The organism is Pseudanabaena sp. FACHB-1998 (assembly GCF_014696355.1).
Classification (GTDB): Bacteria; Cyanobacteriota; Cyanobacteriia; order Pseudanabaenales; family Pseudanabaenaceae; genus Pseudanabaena.
Genome location: NZ_JACJQA010000009.1, coordinates 33,226 through 50,636, shown reverse-complemented (window position 1 = coordinate 50,636; position 17,411 = coordinate 33,226). Strand labels below are relative to the sequence as shown.

At 42.0% G+C, this 17,411-nt stretch carries 16 protein-coding genes and 1 tRNA gene; 1 reads left to right on the top strand and 16 read right to left on the bottom strand.

Going from position 1 to position 17,411, the window contains the following annotated elements:
- Positions 1-10: 10 nt before the first annotated feature.
- The 9 genes from H6F42_RS04710 to H6F42_RS04670 all read right to left on the bottom strand — a co-directional run bounded on the left by H6F42_RS04710 (position 11) and on the right by H6F42_RS04670 (position 9,013).
- Entirely contained in the window at positions 11-1,315 is a 1,305-nt protein-coding gene (locus tag H6F42_RS04710; RefSeq protein ID WP_190398207.1) for a hypothetical protein, read from the bottom strand.
- 5 nt (positions 1,316-1,320) lie between these two features.
- On the bottom strand, positions 1,321-1,947 hold the full coding sequence (locus tag H6F42_RS04705) for an alpha-ketoglutarate-dependent dioxygenase AlkB (RefSeq protein ID WP_190398206.1): 627 nt from the start codon (positions 1,945-1,947) through the stop codon (positions 1,321-1,323).
- A gap of 11 nt (positions 1,948-1,958) precedes the next feature.
- Complete coding sequence (locus tag H6F42_RS04700) at positions 1,959-3,341, bottom strand: heterodisulfide reductase-related iron-sulfur binding cluster (protein WP_190398205.1); 1,383 nt, start codon at positions 3,339-3,341, stop codon at positions 1,959-1,961.
- Positions 3,342-3,351: 10 nt separating this feature from the next.
- Positions 3,352-3,951 carry a Uma2 family endonuclease gene (locus tag H6F42_RS04695; protein WP_190398204.1) on the bottom strand — a complete coding sequence of 200 codons (600 nt, stop codon included), beginning with the start codon at positions 3,949-3,951 and terminating at the stop codon, positions 3,352-3,354.
- 88 nt (positions 3,952-4,039) lie between these two features.
- Positions 4,040-5,401 carry an FAD-binding oxidoreductase gene (locus tag H6F42_RS04690; RefSeq protein WP_347272285.1) on the bottom strand — a complete coding sequence of 454 codons (1,362 nt, stop codon included), beginning with the start codon at positions 5,399-5,401 and terminating at the stop codon, positions 4,040-4,042.
- A 68-nt stretch (positions 5,402-5,469) separates the two neighbouring features.
- Positions 5,470-7,089 carry a pentapeptide repeat-containing protein gene (locus tag H6F42_RS04685; protein ID WP_190398203.1) on the bottom strand — a complete coding sequence of 540 codons (1,620 nt, stop codon included), beginning with the start codon at positions 7,087-7,089 and terminating at the stop codon, positions 5,470-5,472.
- Between the two features lie 173 nt (positions 7,090-7,262).
- Complete coding sequence (locus H6F42_RS04680; protein WP_190398202.1) at positions 7,263-8,030, bottom strand: Ycf66 family protein; 768 nt, start codon at positions 8,028-8,030, stop codon at positions 7,263-7,265.
- A 283-nt stretch (positions 8,031-8,313) separates the two neighbouring features.
- Positions 8,314-8,433: a photosystem II reaction center X protein gene (locus H6F42_RS04675; protein ID WP_190398201.1), complete on the bottom strand. Its 120-nt coding sequence runs from the start codon at positions 8,431-8,433 to the stop codon at positions 8,314-8,316.
- A 106-nt stretch (positions 8,434-8,539) separates the two neighbouring features.
- Complete coding sequence (locus tag H6F42_RS04670) at positions 8,540-9,013, bottom strand: phosphate-starvation-inducible PsiE family protein (protein ID WP_190398200.1); 474 nt, start codon at positions 9,011-9,013, stop codon at positions 8,540-8,542.
- A gap of 292 nt (positions 9,014-9,305) precedes the next feature.
- Here H6F42_RS04670 and H6F42_RS04665 point away from each other — a divergent pair, with 292 nt between their 5' ends.
- Complete coding sequence (locus H6F42_RS04665; protein WP_277873807.1) at positions 9,306-10,265, top strand: LysR family transcriptional regulator; 960 nt, start codon at positions 9,306-9,308, stop codon at positions 10,263-10,265.
- A gap of 56 nt (positions 10,266-10,321) precedes the next feature.
- Here H6F42_RS04665 and H6F42_RS04660 read toward each other — a convergent pair.
- The 7 genes from H6F42_RS04660 to malQ form a co-directional block, all read right to left on the bottom strand.
- Positions 10,322-10,392 (bottom strand) — tRNA-Cys (locus H6F42_RS04660).
- A 120-nt stretch (positions 10,393-10,512) separates the two neighbouring features.
- A complete protein-coding gene (locus H6F42_RS04655; RefSeq protein ID WP_190398199.1) occupies positions 10,513-10,782 on the bottom strand; it encodes an NIL domain-containing protein in 270 nt (89 codons plus the stop codon).
- Between the two features lie 13 nt (positions 10,783-10,795).
- The gene (gene cysW / locus H6F42_RS04650) at positions 10,796-11,668 is read right to left on the bottom strand and encodes a sulfate ABC transporter permease subunit CysW (RefSeq protein ID WP_190398198.1); all 873 of its coding nucleotides are present in this window, start codon (positions 11,666-11,668) and stop codon (positions 10,796-10,798) included.
- Positions 11,661-12,554 (bottom strand): sulfate ABC transporter permease subunit CysT, encoded by an 894-nt coding sequence (gene cysT, locus H6F42_RS04645; protein WP_190398197.1) that lies wholly within the window; start codon positions 12,552-12,554, stop codon positions 11,661-11,663. Before cysT ends, cysW begins: the two co-directional genes overlap by 8 nt.
- Positions 12,555-12,850: 296 nt before the next feature.
- Positions 12,851-14,032, bottom strand: a complete 1,182-nt coding sequence (locus H6F42_RS04640) for a sulfate ABC transporter substrate-binding protein (RefSeq protein WP_190398196.1) — start codon at positions 14,030-14,032, stop codon at positions 12,851-12,853.
- A 198-nt stretch (positions 14,033-14,230) separates the two neighbouring features.
- Positions 14,231-15,574 (bottom strand): hemolysin family protein, encoded by a 1,344-nt coding sequence (locus H6F42_RS04635; RefSeq protein WP_190398195.1) that lies wholly within the window; start codon positions 15,572-15,574, stop codon positions 14,231-14,233.
- Between the two features lie 297 nt (positions 15,575-15,871).
- A complete protein-coding gene (gene malQ, locus H6F42_RS04630) occupies positions 15,872-17,401 on the bottom strand; it encodes a 4-alpha-glucanotransferase (protein WP_190398194.1) in 1,530 nt (509 codons plus the stop codon).
- Positions 17,402-17,411 lie beyond the last annotated feature (10 nt).

Here is a 17,411-nt window from a genome sequence, read left to right as displayed (position 1 = left end):
TTAATTTTATCTAGCGACGAAACAAAGAAATTAATAATAAACAAATTGCAATTATTCCTAATCCTCCAGCACCAATAATTGCTATCCACAATCTTTTTTCTAGCTTGCGATGAGCTAGTTTAGTTTGTGATAATACTGCGTCTCGATTCTGAAGAATTAGCTCACGCAAAGATATATCTACTGCGGCTACAGATTTATCTAATCTTTCTAGTGACAAATCTCTATTTTCTTTGTCTTCAAAATTGATAGAAGATCTCACTTGTTCATCCAATCGCCTTTGTAAATCTTGCGTCTGTTGCTGTAAATGATTTAGCAAATTTCTTAATTCTTCATTTTCCTGCTGTGTATTACGTTGCGTAATTTCTAGATTCTCAATATAAGCTCGCAAAATTTCTAAAGAAATAGTATCAGGAATAACATCTGGAGCTTCTGGCAAGTGGTAGGCACTAATAAAATTAAATTTAACTGTTGATCGTGGGATTAATCCATCACTTCCTGTTAAAAGATTTTGCTTAATAATCAACGGAATTAATGTTTTTATGCGTATTTCTTCCTTATCATTTGATTTAAAAAAATTTAAACGAGGGATTTCTTTTAAAATATATTCGATTTTTGATTTTGCTTCTATTACTACTTGATATCCAGATAAGTCTGCAATAATTAACGTACTTTCTGGCGAGATATTTTGTGCTAAATATTTTATATTTTGAATTGCTGTATTTCTATCATCAAGTTCATTTAAACAATTTTGAAATATCAACAGGTTAGAATTGCGAATCTCCTGTCTAATATCTTTGAATCCATCATGCTTACATAAATCTAAGTCTCTACCAATTAGTTTAAATTTTTTTGATTCCCAAAAATGGGGGACAATAAACTGTTCTATTAAATCAAGGCTAAAGCTCCAAGTTGATGCAAAAATATCGTAGGCACGAATAACTACTACCTCAATATTATTCAGATTATGAGTTGTAATAAAGTTTAGTAAAGCGATTGCTTCAGGAGCGGCACCTGCCCCAAACAAACATACATTAAGTTCTTTGTTTTTAAAAGATAAAGCTTCAACCCCATGACGATTTAAAACTTCATAGGTCATTTCGACATAAGAGGGATAATATGCTATTAAATAAGCAGCTTGGATATTTTTATTTGAGTAATCAACTCTGACCTGTTTATTCTGAAAACTTTCTCTGAGATCTCGAATATGTGGTTTTAACCCACTCAAGAATTCTTTCCTTCCCAATTCAGATGTAATTCCATAGGATGAATACAGACCCTCTAAAATTAGATCATAAATCTTATTTAATTTATTCATAATAGTTATCCTATTCCCATTTCGTCTATAGATATAAGAATACTTCTAAAAGTTAAATTAATTCTAGATTCAGTCACTTTACGCATTTTTGGTATTTGATGTTGCCAATTTTGCTGAGTGTCCCCACCCATTATTAATAAATCACCACTGTTCAGTAATATTTCTAACTTATCTACATCTGGATGCGATCGCGATCGCATTTCAAATTTTCTGGATACACCTAAACTTAAAGATGCAATTATTGGATTTTCGCCTAATTCTGGCTCATCATCACTATGCCATGCAACACTATCATTACCATTTCGATAGTGATTAAGTAAAACACTATTAAATTTACCAGATATTCGATTTTCAATCCAATTTTTAAGTTGAGATAAAGTTTCTGTCCAAGGATGAGGTTGCATCAAGATACCCGAATATTTATAAGATACTCCCTCATCCCCATACCAAGCTGTTAAACGAGGAATTGGAATTTTACGACCATATAACTTAATTAAATCTTGTTGCCAAGCAATATTTTCAATTAATTCTTGGTAAACTCTTTGAGCTTCCCAGTCATGCAGGAAATTTCTATACAAGCAAATCTCAGCCTTAGAAATTTCAATAAATTCAGGCTTGCTATCTGGGTTCATTAATTTAAGAATTACTGTCTTGAATCAAGTTTTTTACCGCGAATGGAATAGTCTAAAAGCTCCATTGGATGCATGAGTAGAACATTCTTATTTTGCAATTTTAAATGCTTACGAATTTGGGTAATACATCCCACATTTGCCGAAGCAATCACCTCTGCACCAGTGTCCGTGAGGTTATTTACCTTCATCTCTCCCAACTCATTACCAACTTCTGGCTGCAAAATATTGTAGATACCTGCACTACCGCAACAGAGCGCAGCATCAACGGATTCCCTTAACTGCACGTTGGGAATCTGGCGCAAGAGGCGGCGGGGTTCGAGGCTGATTTTTTGTCCATGCAGCATGTGGCAAGCATCTTGATAGGCGATCGCCAATGGCTGATCCTGCAAAGGTGACAACTTCGCAGTCAAGCCCACATTGTCCAGAAATTCCTGTACATCCTTCACTTTGCTAGAGAATGCCTTTGCTTTTTCGGCATACTTAGGATCGTCTTTGAGAATGTGACCATATTCCTTGAGGGTATGCCCACAACCTGACGCATTGATTAACACAGCATCAAGATTGAGATTTGCAAAGGTATCAATAGTTTGCTTAGCAAGTTCCAGAGTTTGCGCTTCTTGTCCTTGGTGATGGGTCAAAGCTCCGCAACAGCCTTGGGATTTTGGAATAACGATTTCGCAACCATTAGCAGTTAATACGCGCACGGTGGCATTATTCACCTCTGGCAAAAATACGCGCTGCACACAGCCTAAAATCATACCGACGCGATAACGCTTCTCTCCCTTGGCTGGAATCACTTCAGGTAAGTTATCTTTAAATGCTGCGGGAGTGAGTTCGGGTAATACCGATTCCATTGCTGTAATTTGTTCAGGTAGAAACTTCTCTAGCCAACCTGTCGATCGCAATAGTTTTTGGAAACCTAATTTCTGATAAACCAATAGTGGCGCAAGCAGGACTCGGAGGCGATTGGGATAGGGGAATGTGGCAAAGATAAACTTCCGTAATAATTGCTCAGGTAGCGATCGCGGATGGTTGCGTTCTACTTGGGCGCGAGTTGCCTCGATGAGTTGGTCATACTGCACACCAGAGGGGCAAGTAGTGACACAGGCTAAGCAACCTAAGCAGGTATCAAAATGCTGAGCGATCGCAGGAGATAAGGGAATTTCACCTTCATTAATTCCATCCATTAAATAGATTCTACCGCGTGGCGAATCTGTCTCTTTGCCAATGATGCGATAACTCGGACAAGTGGATAGACAAAAGCCGCAATGCACACAGGCATCGATTAACTCTGGTTTTGGTGGATTTTTAGCATCAAAACTAGGAACTATTTCATAATTATTTTGATTATTAATAAAGATATTCTCAAAGCTAGACTTGTCAGAGACTTGCATATTTTAAAATTTATTCCAAACACAACAAATTAAATACATCATCCACCGTTACCTGCCAATTTAAAACATTTAAAACGGGTAGAACATCTTTACCAGACATTTTTTCAGGGAAGCGATCGCCTTGGAAAACCATAATAAAATCTTGGGCTGGTGAGATTAGCCAACCAAGTTCAGAACCATTGGTAATAGCTGAACTGATCTTGCTCATTACCCTCAAAGGTGACTGATCTGGCGAAAGAATCTCAATAATCCAATCAGGGGAAACCAAAATCTGATTGGCAACTCGTTTATTTGGCAGGAACGGTATATTTGTCCAACGCATCACCGCAATATCAGGAACGATTGATATACCTGCAAAATTACAGCGTAACTCAGGAAATGCAAAAGCAAGTTTTTGAGGCTTCCCAATCAAATTAATTGAGGTAACAATTTCTGCTTGAAAAGTACTATGTTGTCCCTGTGGCATAGGTTTCTGATAAATTTGACCGTCAATATATTCACTAGCAGGTTTAGTTTCTGGTAAAGCCAAAAATTCTTCGATTGATAAGCTATTGGTGCTTAATGATCCAGTTATCTCTATATTTTTAGGTTGCTCTGATGCGATCGCCATTGCCTAAACCTCCATAAAAATCAGAAAGCCCATATACGCACTATATCAAAAAAAACAAAAAGGAATGGCAGCGCTTTGCACCGCCACTCTAACAATTCAGGCGATCGCAACTGAGCAAGCCTCTAGGATCAAACTGTTGTTGAATTTTCATCATTAAATCGCGAGCATTGCCTGTATATCCCCAAACATTGCCCAAAATGCTATTAAATTTCAAATCTTGAGGAGCTTCGAGAATTGTCAAAAATCCACTATGGGATTCAGTAATACTTCTTACTTTTGCTAGCTGATTAGCAATCTCCAGATTTTGTCCATCTTCTACTTGCAATATGCCTAAACCACTGCCAGCATGAATTTGGAGGAAATAGGATTGAGTGCTAAAAATTTGTTCGCATTGCTGAATGAGCGCAGTACTTCCTGATGATAAAATCCCTAATTTGCAGACAATCGATTGAATTATAGATGATTGCTCCGAATTGCGAAGTTCGCTTTGCCATAACAAATTTTCTAGCGATCGCCAAAAATCTTGAACTTGATCAATCATCTGAACCTGTAGATTCAATTCTTTGGCAAGGGCTGCCACGCGATCGCATTGTTCGATGACGCTAACTTTAAGGCTCGAAAATTGAATTGCTAAACCAATATCTTCACCTAAACCTAATTTTAGAATTGCTGAAGCCGATAATAAATCGCAAGCCGTAGGAGTTAATACTGATTTACTAATTTGCTGCTGTAATTGGGCGATCGCCTCAGATGCCCCCGTAACTACGACAATTTGAGTAAATTCGGGCAAAGGATAAAGTCTAAAAGTAATCGTGGACGCAATCCCCAAAGTCCCATAGGAACCCGTTAATAATTTCATGAGGTCATAGCCAGCCACGTTTTTAACTACGCGCCCCCCTGCTTTGACTACTTCGCCATCGGAGCGTACAAACTCGATCCCCAAGCACATATCGCGCACGCTGTTATAGCGATGCCGCAATGAACCTGCACTACCTGTTGCCAAAATGCCGCCAATCGTTGCATCTGGACTATAGGGAGGATCGATTGCTAAAAACTGTCCTTTCTCAGCTAAGACTGCTTGCAAATCTTGATACTTCACCCCCGCTTGCACCGTTACTGTAAGGTCACCGACACAATGCTCAATGATCTGATTTAGTCGCGATGTACTCACCACCACATCGGCGCGACTAACTAAGCCACCCCAATCCAATTTTGTTGCGTTACCGCAGGGCAGCACCCGCAATCGATGCTCATAGGCTAGGGCGATCGCCTTGGCTAGTTCGTTAATACTTTGGGGATAAATTACACAGGCGGGCGAGAGACTATCAGGTGTAAGACTTTGCACGATGCGCTGATGCACATGGGATTTGAGGCTATCAAAAGCTATAACTCGGTCATCTCCCAAAAGCTCCGTAAATAGAACAACTAATTGATTATCCGTAAGTCTCACAATCTTAATATCCGTACATATAGATAGACACAAGAATAGGATGCGCGACGCGCATCCTATTCTTAGAATTAAAATAGGCGCTTGCTACCATCAGGGCGAATAGTTCCCCAATTAGTTTTTGCTTGAGATAGCTGTTCGTCGGAGATTTTGGCTCCTTTTAAATCTGCGCCACACAGATTTGTGCCACTGAGATTTGCTTGACTGAGATAGGCTCCTTTTAGGTTTGCCCCACTGAGATTTGCACCTGATAAATCGGCTTTACTCATATAGGCTGATTGCAAATTGGCTTCGCGCAAATCTGCCAAGATCATTGACGCACTACCTAAATCTGATTTAACCAGCACTGCACGCTGCATTTTTGCTTCACGCAAATTAGCACTATTTAACTTTGCTTGCGACAGGTTTGCTCCTTGAAAGCTTGCCCCTGTCAAGTCGGTATGACAAAAATCTGCCTCGACGAGTTTCGAGCGACTCATCACGATCCCAGATAAGGTCGCGCTACCAAAGGCAGCCTTAGAATAGTCCTGATTGGCAAAATTACGCTTACCTTGACTGTATTCAACAATAACCTTACGCCCCCCTTTAAGTTCGCCATTAATCCGACTACCAGAACGAGTATTGCCCGTAGTCAGCATACCGCTATCAAATTGAGATCCCTGAGAGCCATACTTCTGCGACTGAATACGAGAATTTGGTAGTTGCGTATTGGTTGCAGGACGAACGTTTACGGAAGAAGGAGTAGAAGACGCATAGTTAACGGGCGTAACTGCCTTGGGAGTCTCCTCTACTACACCACCAGACTCTAGCGCTCGTAGAGCTTCTTCGGCAGAGCGAAATCTTTGCGAGACGGACTGTTGAAGTAGTTTCTCAAAAACTACCCTCATGCGATCGCCAAGCTTAACTTGAGATTTCCAGTTGATTTCGCCTGTATAAGGATCGTGTGGTAGGTCTTTAGGCGATCGCCCCGTCATCAAATACAAACAACTCATGGCAGTTGCATAGAGATCGCTGGAGTATACAGGGCGCATCGCCATCTGCTCAGGTGGCGCAAATCCGGGTGTGCCGATCGCGAAATTGGTCAACAAACCACTGGGATCTTCCTCACTAGAGGGTTTATTAACTTGGCTAGAAACAGCACCAAAGTCAATTAGCACCAATTGTCCATCTTGCTTACGGCGCATGATATTGGCAGGCTTAATGTCTCGATGGATGACCCCATTCTCATGCATAAAGCCTAGAGCAGGAAAAATCTCTGTCAGTATCTTACGAATCTCAATTTCGCTAAATACTCCGCGCCGCTCAAATTCTTGCTTTAAAGTTTCCCCATCAACAAACTCTTGGACGAGATAGAAATTACTATCTTCCTCAAAATAATCTAGCAAACGCGGAATTTGCGGGTGGCTACCAATCTTACCAAGGGTAAAAGCTTCCCGTTCAAATAATTCACGCGCCATTTTCATGACACTAGGGGATTGAGTGTTGGGGCGCAATTGCTTGACCACGCAAGAGGGAAATCCGGGCAGCCCCTCATCAGCAGCCAGAAATGTGGCTCCAAATCCCCCTTTCCCCAGGGGACGACTTGCCCGATAACGATTTCGCAGCTTTAAATTAGAACCACAACTCGCGCAGTTAATGGCGAATGGCTCGTTATTCGGATTAGCACAGGTTGGATTAACGCAATAACTCACGGTTGATCGAAAGCCCAAGTAATGGTTGATCAAATTAAATGTAAGGAGCTGTGAAAAGCTAATTTAACACTACCTTACAAAGCTTATAAAGACTCGTAAACTTAAACCAAGTTAAATCAGTTAGATCTAGATCAGTTCAGAAATAAATATAAAGTTAACGGTATCAAATAAACTTAAAAATCGTCAGGATCTGGTGATTCATTATTTGAATATGCCGTGGGGCGGCTAGATGGTCTACGCCTACGTCCAGATGGAGCCGAATCTCTGGGGGATTCGCTATTATCAAAGTTTTCGGATTCACCACTGCGATTTCTAGGACGATCGCTGCTAGGACGATCGCTGCTAGGGCGATCGCTACTGGGAGCATCACCGCTAGGACGGGGACGACGCTTCGGGCTGACAGGACGAATATCGCTTTCGTCAATATCAATCACCGAATCATTGTTGCTGGTACTGCCTTTAGAACGGCGGGAGCGACGTTCATCAGTAGTATCTCCACGTAACTCACTGGCTTCAGCGCTGTTAGATATGGAACCACGCATCCGACGTGCTGAGTCGCGATCGCGACGGGGCGCAATTTCACGGGTAGGATCGATTTCCACACGATAGTCAGAACCAATGGGTTCTTCATCATCCACCAAGGGACTAGAGGGCGCTCTACGAGCTTGGTTAGCCAGAGCTTGGCGCAATACCAAGGACTCTACCGCAAACCAACCTGCAAAACCAACTACTAGGACTTGGGCTAACTGTGTTGTAATTTCCATACGGAAATTAAAAGCTAGCAAGATGATTCCATATACTAGGGCGATCGCCGAGAAAAAGATATCATGGTCGCGGGCTAGCTCAGGGCGAAAATTTCGCACAAAATATAACCCTACACCTCCTAGAGCGGCAACGATTGCCAAAAGAATCATTAGCGGGTTGCCACCGATGTTGATCATGGTTCTATATTTCTCCTAAATACCTGCATTCTTGCCGCCGATTATGCGGTTTATTGGTTAGACAATCTTTTATCCCTCAGTATAACAATACTCCGCTATACACTGATGCAAATTTCTGACCTTACAGCGCTTTGCGCTCAAATCCAAATCTAGGAAATTTTTGAAAACTTTGCGAAGCAAAGTTTTCAAAAATTTCCTAGTGGTTCGTTTGATGCCCCCAAGAATAGAGGGGCGGCGCAAAGCGCCGCCCCTCTATTCTTGGGGTTTAATTTAGAGTGAAATACTAACGACCGCGAACGATTTTGTCTTTTTGGCTAACAATATACAATGCGCCGAAGATGAGTCCAAGAACTACGCCGCCTGCGACAAGGCTGCCTAGAAAGTTACTTAATGATTGTGTCATATAGCTTTGTTTGTAAAGTTTGAATATATAGATGAACAGCTTGCCACAATTTTAGCATTAGAAGATCCCATTGATGGGGATGATAAAACGCGCAAAGCCCGTTTTATCATCCCTTGTATTTGATGTTTTGACTGCGGACAATCCAGTAACTAATGGAGAGCGACAGAACGGCGATCGCTAATCCTGTTAGATCGCCTTCGGACTTGCTATCAAAAATGACAATTTTACGAGCAACCGCAGTCAAAGCTGTAATAATCACCAACTCTAACTGAATTACATGCTGACGTAGGTAAGCCGTGACATTTTCCATAAGTTCGAGGGCAATCAATACATTCAAGAACATCCCAAATATTTTCAGTAATGGCGCAGTAAATACCCCCTTGGGATCGGTGAAAAACAAATCCACGGTCAGAAGCTTGAGTAGGTCTAGAAGCGCTATAAAAATCACAAATACTAGAGTAATTGCCAAAATTTTAGAGACAAAATTTTCAATCTTGCTGATAGCTTTCAAGAAGCTCTCGTCTTTGCACAAGATGGCAAAAGCTCTAAATAAATCCGCAACTTGCTGCTTTAATCTCATTGTTCGACCTACCTCACAAAAGCTTCTGAAAAAACATTAGGAATTTATAGTTACTCCCTTTCTACCGAAAGAATATAACAAAGGGTGCACTACAGGTTTTATATGCTGTTGCCATTCTTATCAGGACACAAATCCAAGAAGCGAATTGCCGCAATTCGCTTCTTGGATTTGTACTCCTGCAATTGGTATTACAGAAAAGGGAATTATAAAGATAAATATTTTTAGATTTATCTTATGTTTTTAATTATAGATCAAAAGTAGGTATTAATGATAAAATCATAGAATATAGTCTATGATTTTGTTTCCTATGAGTTCCCGTCTAACAGATTCTCAATTAGCTAGCCATATTACCCTGCACCAATTGCAGGTTTTTGAGGTGGCGGCTCGTCATGGTAGCTATACTCGTGCTGCCGAGGAGTTATTTTTAACTCAGCCAACTGTTTCGATGCAAATTAAGCATTTAACCAAGGCGATCGGGATGCCTTTATTTGAGCAAGTTGGCAAGCGACTATTTTTGACTCAAGCGGGTAAAGAACTTTTTACAACTTGTCAGGAGGTCTTTGGGCGCATATCGCAGTTTGAAATGAGTGTTGCGGATATGAAAGGCTTAAAACAGGGATATCTCAAAATTACGGTGGTAACAACTGCTAAATACGTGATCCCTAGATTGCTTGGTCCTTTTTGTCAGCGTTATCCGGGGGTTGAAATATCACTGAAGGTAACCAATCATAGTGGAATTTTAGAAAGACTTGCCGATAACAAAGATGATCTATATATATTGAGTCAAGTTCCTGATGAGCCAGATGTAAAGGCTCATCAATTTTTATCAAATCCCTTGGTTGTGCTTGCCAATCATGATCATCCATTGGCTCATGAAAAAAATATTCCAATTCAAAAGTTGGCGGATCAGCCTTTTATTACTAGAGAGGGGGGATCAGGTACGAGGGGATATGTGCAGAAGTTGTTTGATGAGCATAAAATTACGCCCAAGGTCAAAATGGAACTATCGAGCAATGAAGCGATTAAACAGGCGATCGCTGGAGGGCTAGGAATCTCGATTTTGTCGCGCCATACGATCGCCCTTGAGGGAGCGTCTGGTCAAATTGCCATCTTAGATGTTGAGCATTTCCCGATCCCTTGCAATTGGTATGTCATTCATCTTGCAGGTAAGCAACTATCGGTAGTTGCCCAAGCCTTTTTAGAATATTTGCAAACCGAGGGTAAGCAGATCGCTGAAAATACAGCTTGGTAAAAAGAAAGAACTATTGCTTAGCAATAGTTCTTTCTTTTGTTTGATATTTCGTTTGAAGGCGGCACCCAGATTTGAACTGGGGGTGAGAGTTTTGCAGACTCCTGCCTTACCACTTGGCTATGCCGCCGAACGGATAACTAGTATACCCAATTAGGTAACGAGTTGCAAATAATATCTTTAATTTATGGTGGTGCGGCGCAGCCGCACCACCATAAATTAAATGGCAAAGTCATTTTGTGGTTTGAAATTAAAGAGAAGTATGAGAGTCAGTTTCATCTTCCCAAATTTCTATATCTAGATCGTTGAGATAGGCGATCGCTGTTTGAATTTGAGCGTGAGTACCTGTCAGAGAAAGATGAAACCAACCACTGCCAGCATTTACCCCCAAAGTAGCGGAGATGATATTCACCGTTACCCCACATCGAGAGGTTAACTGGGAGATAACAGGCTCTCCGTGAAGATCTTCAGGGATACGCAAGCGGATATCTCTGATGACTGGGCGAGTATCAATGGTCATTGAGCTAACTCCTTTATTTGCGTGAATTATGGGTTCTACGTTCTAAAATTTCTTTGAGAACTAGGGTAACTACAGCTAATAAAGCCAGAAGGACAGCCGCCGAATAGGCAACTTCTGTTTCGTATTGTTTGTATGATTCCTCAACAAATAAGGGCAAACTTTGAGTTTTGCTGGCGATATTACCTGAAACTACGGATACAGCCCCAAATTCCCCCATAGCACGGGCATTGGTCAGTACTAATCCATAGAGCAAGCCCCAACGGATATTCGGAATCACAACTCGCCAAAAGATTTGCCAATCGTTTGCGCCAAGAGTTCGAGCAGCTTCCTCTTGATCAGTTCCCATTTCATCGAGTACAGGAATAACCTCGCGAGCGATAAAAGGCATACTCACAAATATCGTGGCAAGTAACATGCCCGGAAAGGCAAAGATAATCTTAATATTGTTAGCTTCTAGCCATGAACCAAACCAGCCAAGTCTGCCATAAAGCAACACAATCATTAAACCTGCAACAACGGGGGAAATCGAAAATGGCAGGTCGATAATGCTAAGCAGGAAAGCTTTTCCGGGAAATTTATTACGGGCGATCGCCCAAGCGGCACTGAGTCCAAAGATGGTATTTAGCGGTAGGGCTACTACGGCGAGGCTGACGGTGAGTTTGATCGCATTTTGGAAATCAGGACGCTTGACCGCTTCCAAAATCGGAGTAAAACCTTTGCTAAAAGCGGTAACAAAAACATTTGCCGCAGGTATTAACAGGACTAACCCTAAATAAACAAAGGCGATCGTAATTAGAATTGCAGGAGCAAAGCTTTTATTCTGTTTGATTTTGACGGGTTCAGGATTATTTTGCGAATTATTAAGGGAACTATTGAGATTAGCCATAGCGCTTACTCCATGCTTGCAATAGATTAATGGCAAGGAGGCTGACAAAGGAGATGAGTAACATCACAAATCCAATCACTGTTGCCCCCACATAGTCATACTGTTCTAAGCGTTGGAAGATTAAAACTGGAGTAATTAGATCCTTAAAAGGAGTGTTAGAAGCAATGATTACGGTGGAGCCATACTCCCCAACAGCCCGAGAAAAGCCAAGTGCTACGCCTGTCAAAATAGCAGGGGTAAGGGGAGGTAAAATCACCTGCATAAAGGTTTGAAATTTTGATGCGCCGAGTGACCAAGCGGCCTCTTCAATTTCTTTTTCTAACTCTGTAAGGACTGGCTGGACTGTCCTCACAATAAAGGGTAAAGAGATAAACATCATAGCTAGCCAAACCCCAATACGGCTAAAAGCCATTTTGATACCAGTAGGGGGAAACAATGCTCCAATTACGCCGTTAGCCGCAAACAAGGAGCCAAGCCAACCCTTTTCGCTATAAACCGTGGCGAGGGTAAGCCCTGCCACCGCAGTCGGCAAAGCAAAGGGCAAGTCCACAACAGCTTCGAGAAAGCGCTTGCCAAAGAAATCGTAGCGAACGATGACCCAAGCAATTAATGTGCCAAATACCCCATTGATTGCCGCTGCCGCAAAGGCAGTCACAAAGGTTACTTCGTAACTGGATAAGGCAAGGGGACTGGTAGCTGTTTTCCAAAAGCTTTCAAAAGGCTCACTCACTGATTTAACGATCAGGGCAATGATCGGCAAAATCAAGAGAAAAGCTAGATAAGTAAAGGTAATTACCCATGTCCAAGGAATTTTGCCAAGGAATTTCAGCAAGGGATTAGATTTTTGCTTTTGGTCAGGCGGAGAAGAAGGTGTCGTCGTTACCATGTTGTCTTTAATTTTCAAAAATCTTATATCAAACAAGGGATTTATACCAATTCACAAAAGTGTGATCACACTTTTGTGAATTATATCTGTGGTCACTTGCATTAGAACAAATCAAAACTCAAGAAGCGAGTTGCGGCGCTTCGCGCCGCAACTCGTCTTCTGGTTTTGTGTCCTAACAAGAATGGCAACAGCTATAAAAATCAAACCCAGTAAGGTTTTTTAAAACTAAAAATGGCGCAGCTATTTTTAATTTTGGTATGACGCTCCTTCTTTTTAGGAGAAGTCAATTTAATCTATTAACGCTTGATTTTTCCTTGAATTTGGTCAAAGATTGCACCATCAGCAAAGAATTTCTTATTAATCGCATCCCAACCTCCCAAATCTTTTACAGTCGAGAGTTCTTTGACCTTCGGATAAAGATCTATAAATTGCTTTTCTTTGGCTACAGTTTCATCTACTGGACGGAAACCGACCTTAGCAAATTCAGTTTGGGCTTCAGGAGAATAAAGGAACTTTACAAATGCTTCCGCAACTTCCTTTGTGCCGTGTTTTTCTACATTCTTGTCAACGACTGCGATCGGATTATCGATGGAAAAATTAACATCAGGAATGACGTAATTAACTTTCTGTCCCTTTTGAGATGCAAGGACGATCTCGTTTTCATAGTTAATCAATGCATCGCCTTGACCTTGCTTAAAGAATGCGTCAGTAGCTTCTCTAGCGTCTTTTGTTAAGATTGGCACGTTAGTATACACTTTCGTGAGAGCTTCTAAGGCTTTGTCATCGCTGCCACCTTTCTTTACTGCTGCATTCCAAAGAGCAAGGAAGTTCCAACGCGCCACTCCTGAAGTTTTGGGGTCGGCAGTGATTAAGCTAATGCCACTTTTCTCTAAATCTGACCAGTCCTTGATATTTTTAGGATTTCCATCACGGGTCACAAGGACTGGTATCGACTTAGAAACAATTCCTTCATTAGGGTATTCTTGCTCCCAGCCTTTATTAATCAGCCCAGCCTTTTCAATTTTGCTAGTATCCGCCGCAAGCGCAAGGTGGACAATATCAGCTTCGAGACCGTCAATAACTGCACGGGTTTGAGAACCAGATCCACCATAGCTTTGCTTAAAGGTAACTTTTTGATTTTGTTCCTTTTGCCACTTCTCTACAAATTTAGGAATAATTGCTTCGTGAGCTTGTTTGGTAACGGCAAAGGACACGAGGGTTAATTCAACTTCTTTTTTAGGCGCACCATCTTTCTGTGGGTCGCCAGATTTTTGTTGGGCTGTAGAATTACCTGTTTGAGCAGTGGGTGTCTCATTGCTAGCCGTGCAAGCTGCCATCGTGACCGTAATCAATGCTCCAGCCAAGAAAAAAGATATAAACTTACGGGCTAGTTTGTGGCTAGCGAGGTTTTTAAATAGACTAGCGATCGCCTTAATCACTGATGTTGAGGCTTGAAAGGGATGTTGCCTTGAACGCATGAACTTTAAATCTCCAAGAATAATCTACTGTATCTTGATGGGAATACCGTATTTGAATACGATACAACAATTTCCGTAGAGATACAAATAAATTCCTAAATTTATAGCTAATCCCTTTCCAGCAAATAATTAGCAGCTAGTTTAGTCACACAAAAAAAAGGCGGCGCATCGCGCCGCCTTTTTTTTTGTGTGACTAAACTAGCCTTTTCTAGGGTTGTTTTTTGATTCAACCTCAGGCGCTACTGGGGGTAATAAACTTACTAACACTTTGTCAACGCGATTTCCGTCCATATCCACAACCTCAAAGCGCATCGTTTCCCAAGTGAAATGCTCACCAACCATAGGGATATGTCTAAGGTAGGTCATCATTAAACCTCCTAGAGTATGGTAGTTGCGTTCCTCTTCGTAGGGGAGGTCTTCGACTTCGAGGATCTCTTTAAGGCGATCGCTAGACACCATACCGTCAATTAACCAAGAACCGTCTTCCCTTTGCTTAGCATCGGGATCGCCTTGGCGATCGTTAGATGGCAGATCGCCCACGATCGCTTCGAGTAGATCGGTTAGGGTGACTAAGCCTTCAACACCGCCATACTCGTCGGTCACCATCGCCACGCGATCGCCTGACTGCTTAAACTGCTCTAACACACTCAAGGCACTAGCGGTTTCGGCTACATAGAGCGGCGGACTGCTGACCTTCAGCAAATCAATTGGCTCACCCATAAGGCTGGCATTAAGAAACTCGCGGATCTCCACTACACCTAAACAATCATCAAGATTTTCTCTAGCGACGGGAAATCGAGAATGACCACTATTTAGGACTTCGCGCTGGGTTTCGTCAAAAGGTGCATCAATATCGAGCCAATCAATCTCCGTGCGAGGAGTCATCAAAGCCTTAATCGGGCGATCGCCTAAGCGAAAAACCCGCTCGACCATGTCTTGTTCAGCTTCTTCAAACATTCCCGACTCAGCACCCTGAGCAATCATTACCTTGATTTCTTCTTCTGTAACTTGGGCTTCTTCGTTGGCCTGAATACCCAAGACACTTAGCAAAGCTTCCGTAGAGACACTGAGTAAATAAACTACAGGCGTACCAATATTGGCAAGAAAACGCATCGGCGGCGCAACCGCACAGGCGATCCGCTCAGCATTGCTCATGGCGAGACGCTTTGGTACAAGCTCACCCACAACTAGCGATAGGTAAGTAATTAAGCCAACAACGATCACAAAACTCAGGGATTCACTATAGGGTTGCAGCAAAGGAACTGTGTCTAGAGAAGTCTTGAGTCCTTTTGCGACAGTTATGCCCCCTAATGCACCGCTTAAAATCCCGATTAAAGTGATCCCAATTTGAACCGTTGAAAGAAAATTATTAGGTGAGCTTATCAGTCTTAAAGCTGCTCTGGCTTTGGCATTTCCTTCTTTTGCCCATTGCTCTAGTCGCACTTTACGAGCAGAGACAATTGCGAGTTCGGACATCGAAAATATACCATTGGCAAGAATGAGCAAGATGATGAATAAAACTTCAAAAGCAAGGGAAGACATTTTTTTGGGGCAAAACGACCTATAGGAATCGTTTGTGAAATTTATTTAATGATAGATATATATTGTCATATCAAATTTTGTGTCAAGTTTCCCAAGACTGTAATTATAAAGGGGTAACAAGCAACACTAATACCAAAGCACAAAATGGCACACCCATTTTGTGCTTTGGTATTAAATCTTATGAGCCTCAATAAACGGCTTAAGCGTAATTAAATATAAAATCCCAAAGCCTATGGCGCACGCTGCGCGTGCGCCATAGGCTTTGGGATTATTACAAGATACCTCAAGCTCTCTAAATTAGCGGCTGTAAAGTTGAGTGACTTCGATCAAGCGATCGCTTAAATCTTGGTTGAGCAAATTTGGATCACTATAGCGCCAACTCCAATTACCCGTAGCAGTTCCGGGGACATTCATCCGCGCACTATTATCTAAGCCCAAAACATCTTGTAAAGGCAAGATCGCTATGACGGATACCGAGGCAAGTGCCATACGAATTAACACCCAGTTGATTGGCTCACCTGTAGCAAAGCCGACAATATAGCGATAAAACAAATTCTTTTCGTACTTGCTAGCCCTTTGCCACCAACCAACCGCCGTGTCATTGTCATGGGTTCCTGTGTAAACCACGCTATTGCGGACATAGTTGTGGGGTAGGTGGAAATTGTCGGAACCACCTCCAAAGGCAAACATCAGCACCCGCATTCCCGGAAATGCAAAGTCATCACGAAGTTTTTCAACTTCTGGGGTAATGATGCCGAGATCTTCTGCCAAAATTGGTAGCTCACCCATCACTTCATTGAGTTTATTAAATAGCTCCGTCCCGGGGGCAAGTTGCCATTCTCCATTAATGGCAGTTTCCTCACCTGCGGGAACTTGCCAAAAAGCTTCAAAACCTCGGAAATGGTCAATGCGAATAATATCCACATAGCGATTTAAAAAGCGGAAGCGATCAATCCACCAACAAAATTCAGTTTCTTGAAGATATTCCCAGTTATAGACAGGATTGCCCCATAGCTGACCTGTGGCACTGAAATAGTCTGGTGGTACGCCTGCCATCAGCGCAACTTCGTAGGTTTCAGGATCGAGGGAAAAGTTATCGGGATTCGCCCACACATCAGCGCTATGGTGTGAGACATAAATGGGAATGTCCCCAATGATTTTAATCTGGCGATCGTTGGCATATTTTTTGAGCGTTAGCCATTGATCAAAAAAGATAAATTGCAAGAATCGATGAAATCCGATCTGATCGGCGAGTTCCACTTGCTTTTGCTGTAATGCTTGAGGTTGACGTTGGGCGATCGCGGGTTCCCACTTATTCCATGTGATTTCAGGATTCTGCTCATGCAAAGCCATAAACAGCACGTAATCTTCTAACCACTCCGATTCCTCTTGACAAAATCTTTTAAATTTCTCTTGTAAGAGATACATATCATGATGATTTTGCGGGTCTTGATCTTCATAACCACGTTTGAATCGATCGTAGGCAAGCTCTAATAACTGGCGTTTATAGGGGATCACCACCTCAAAATCTACATTCTCTAACGCAAAATCAGGAATATCTTCCCAATCCGTTTCTTTCAGTAAGTACTGCTTTTCTAAAAGCTCTGGACTAATGAGATAGGGATTACCTGCGATCGCGCTATAGCTCATATAGGGTGAATTTCCATATCCCGTTGGGCCAAGGGGCAGCACTTGCCAGAGTTTTTGACCACTGCGCGATAAAAACTCAATGAACTGATAGGCGGTTTCTCCTAAGTCTCCGATCCCAAATTTACTTGGCAAAGAGGTCGGATGCAACAAAATTCCACTAGCACGTTGAAAAGCCATAGACAAAAGT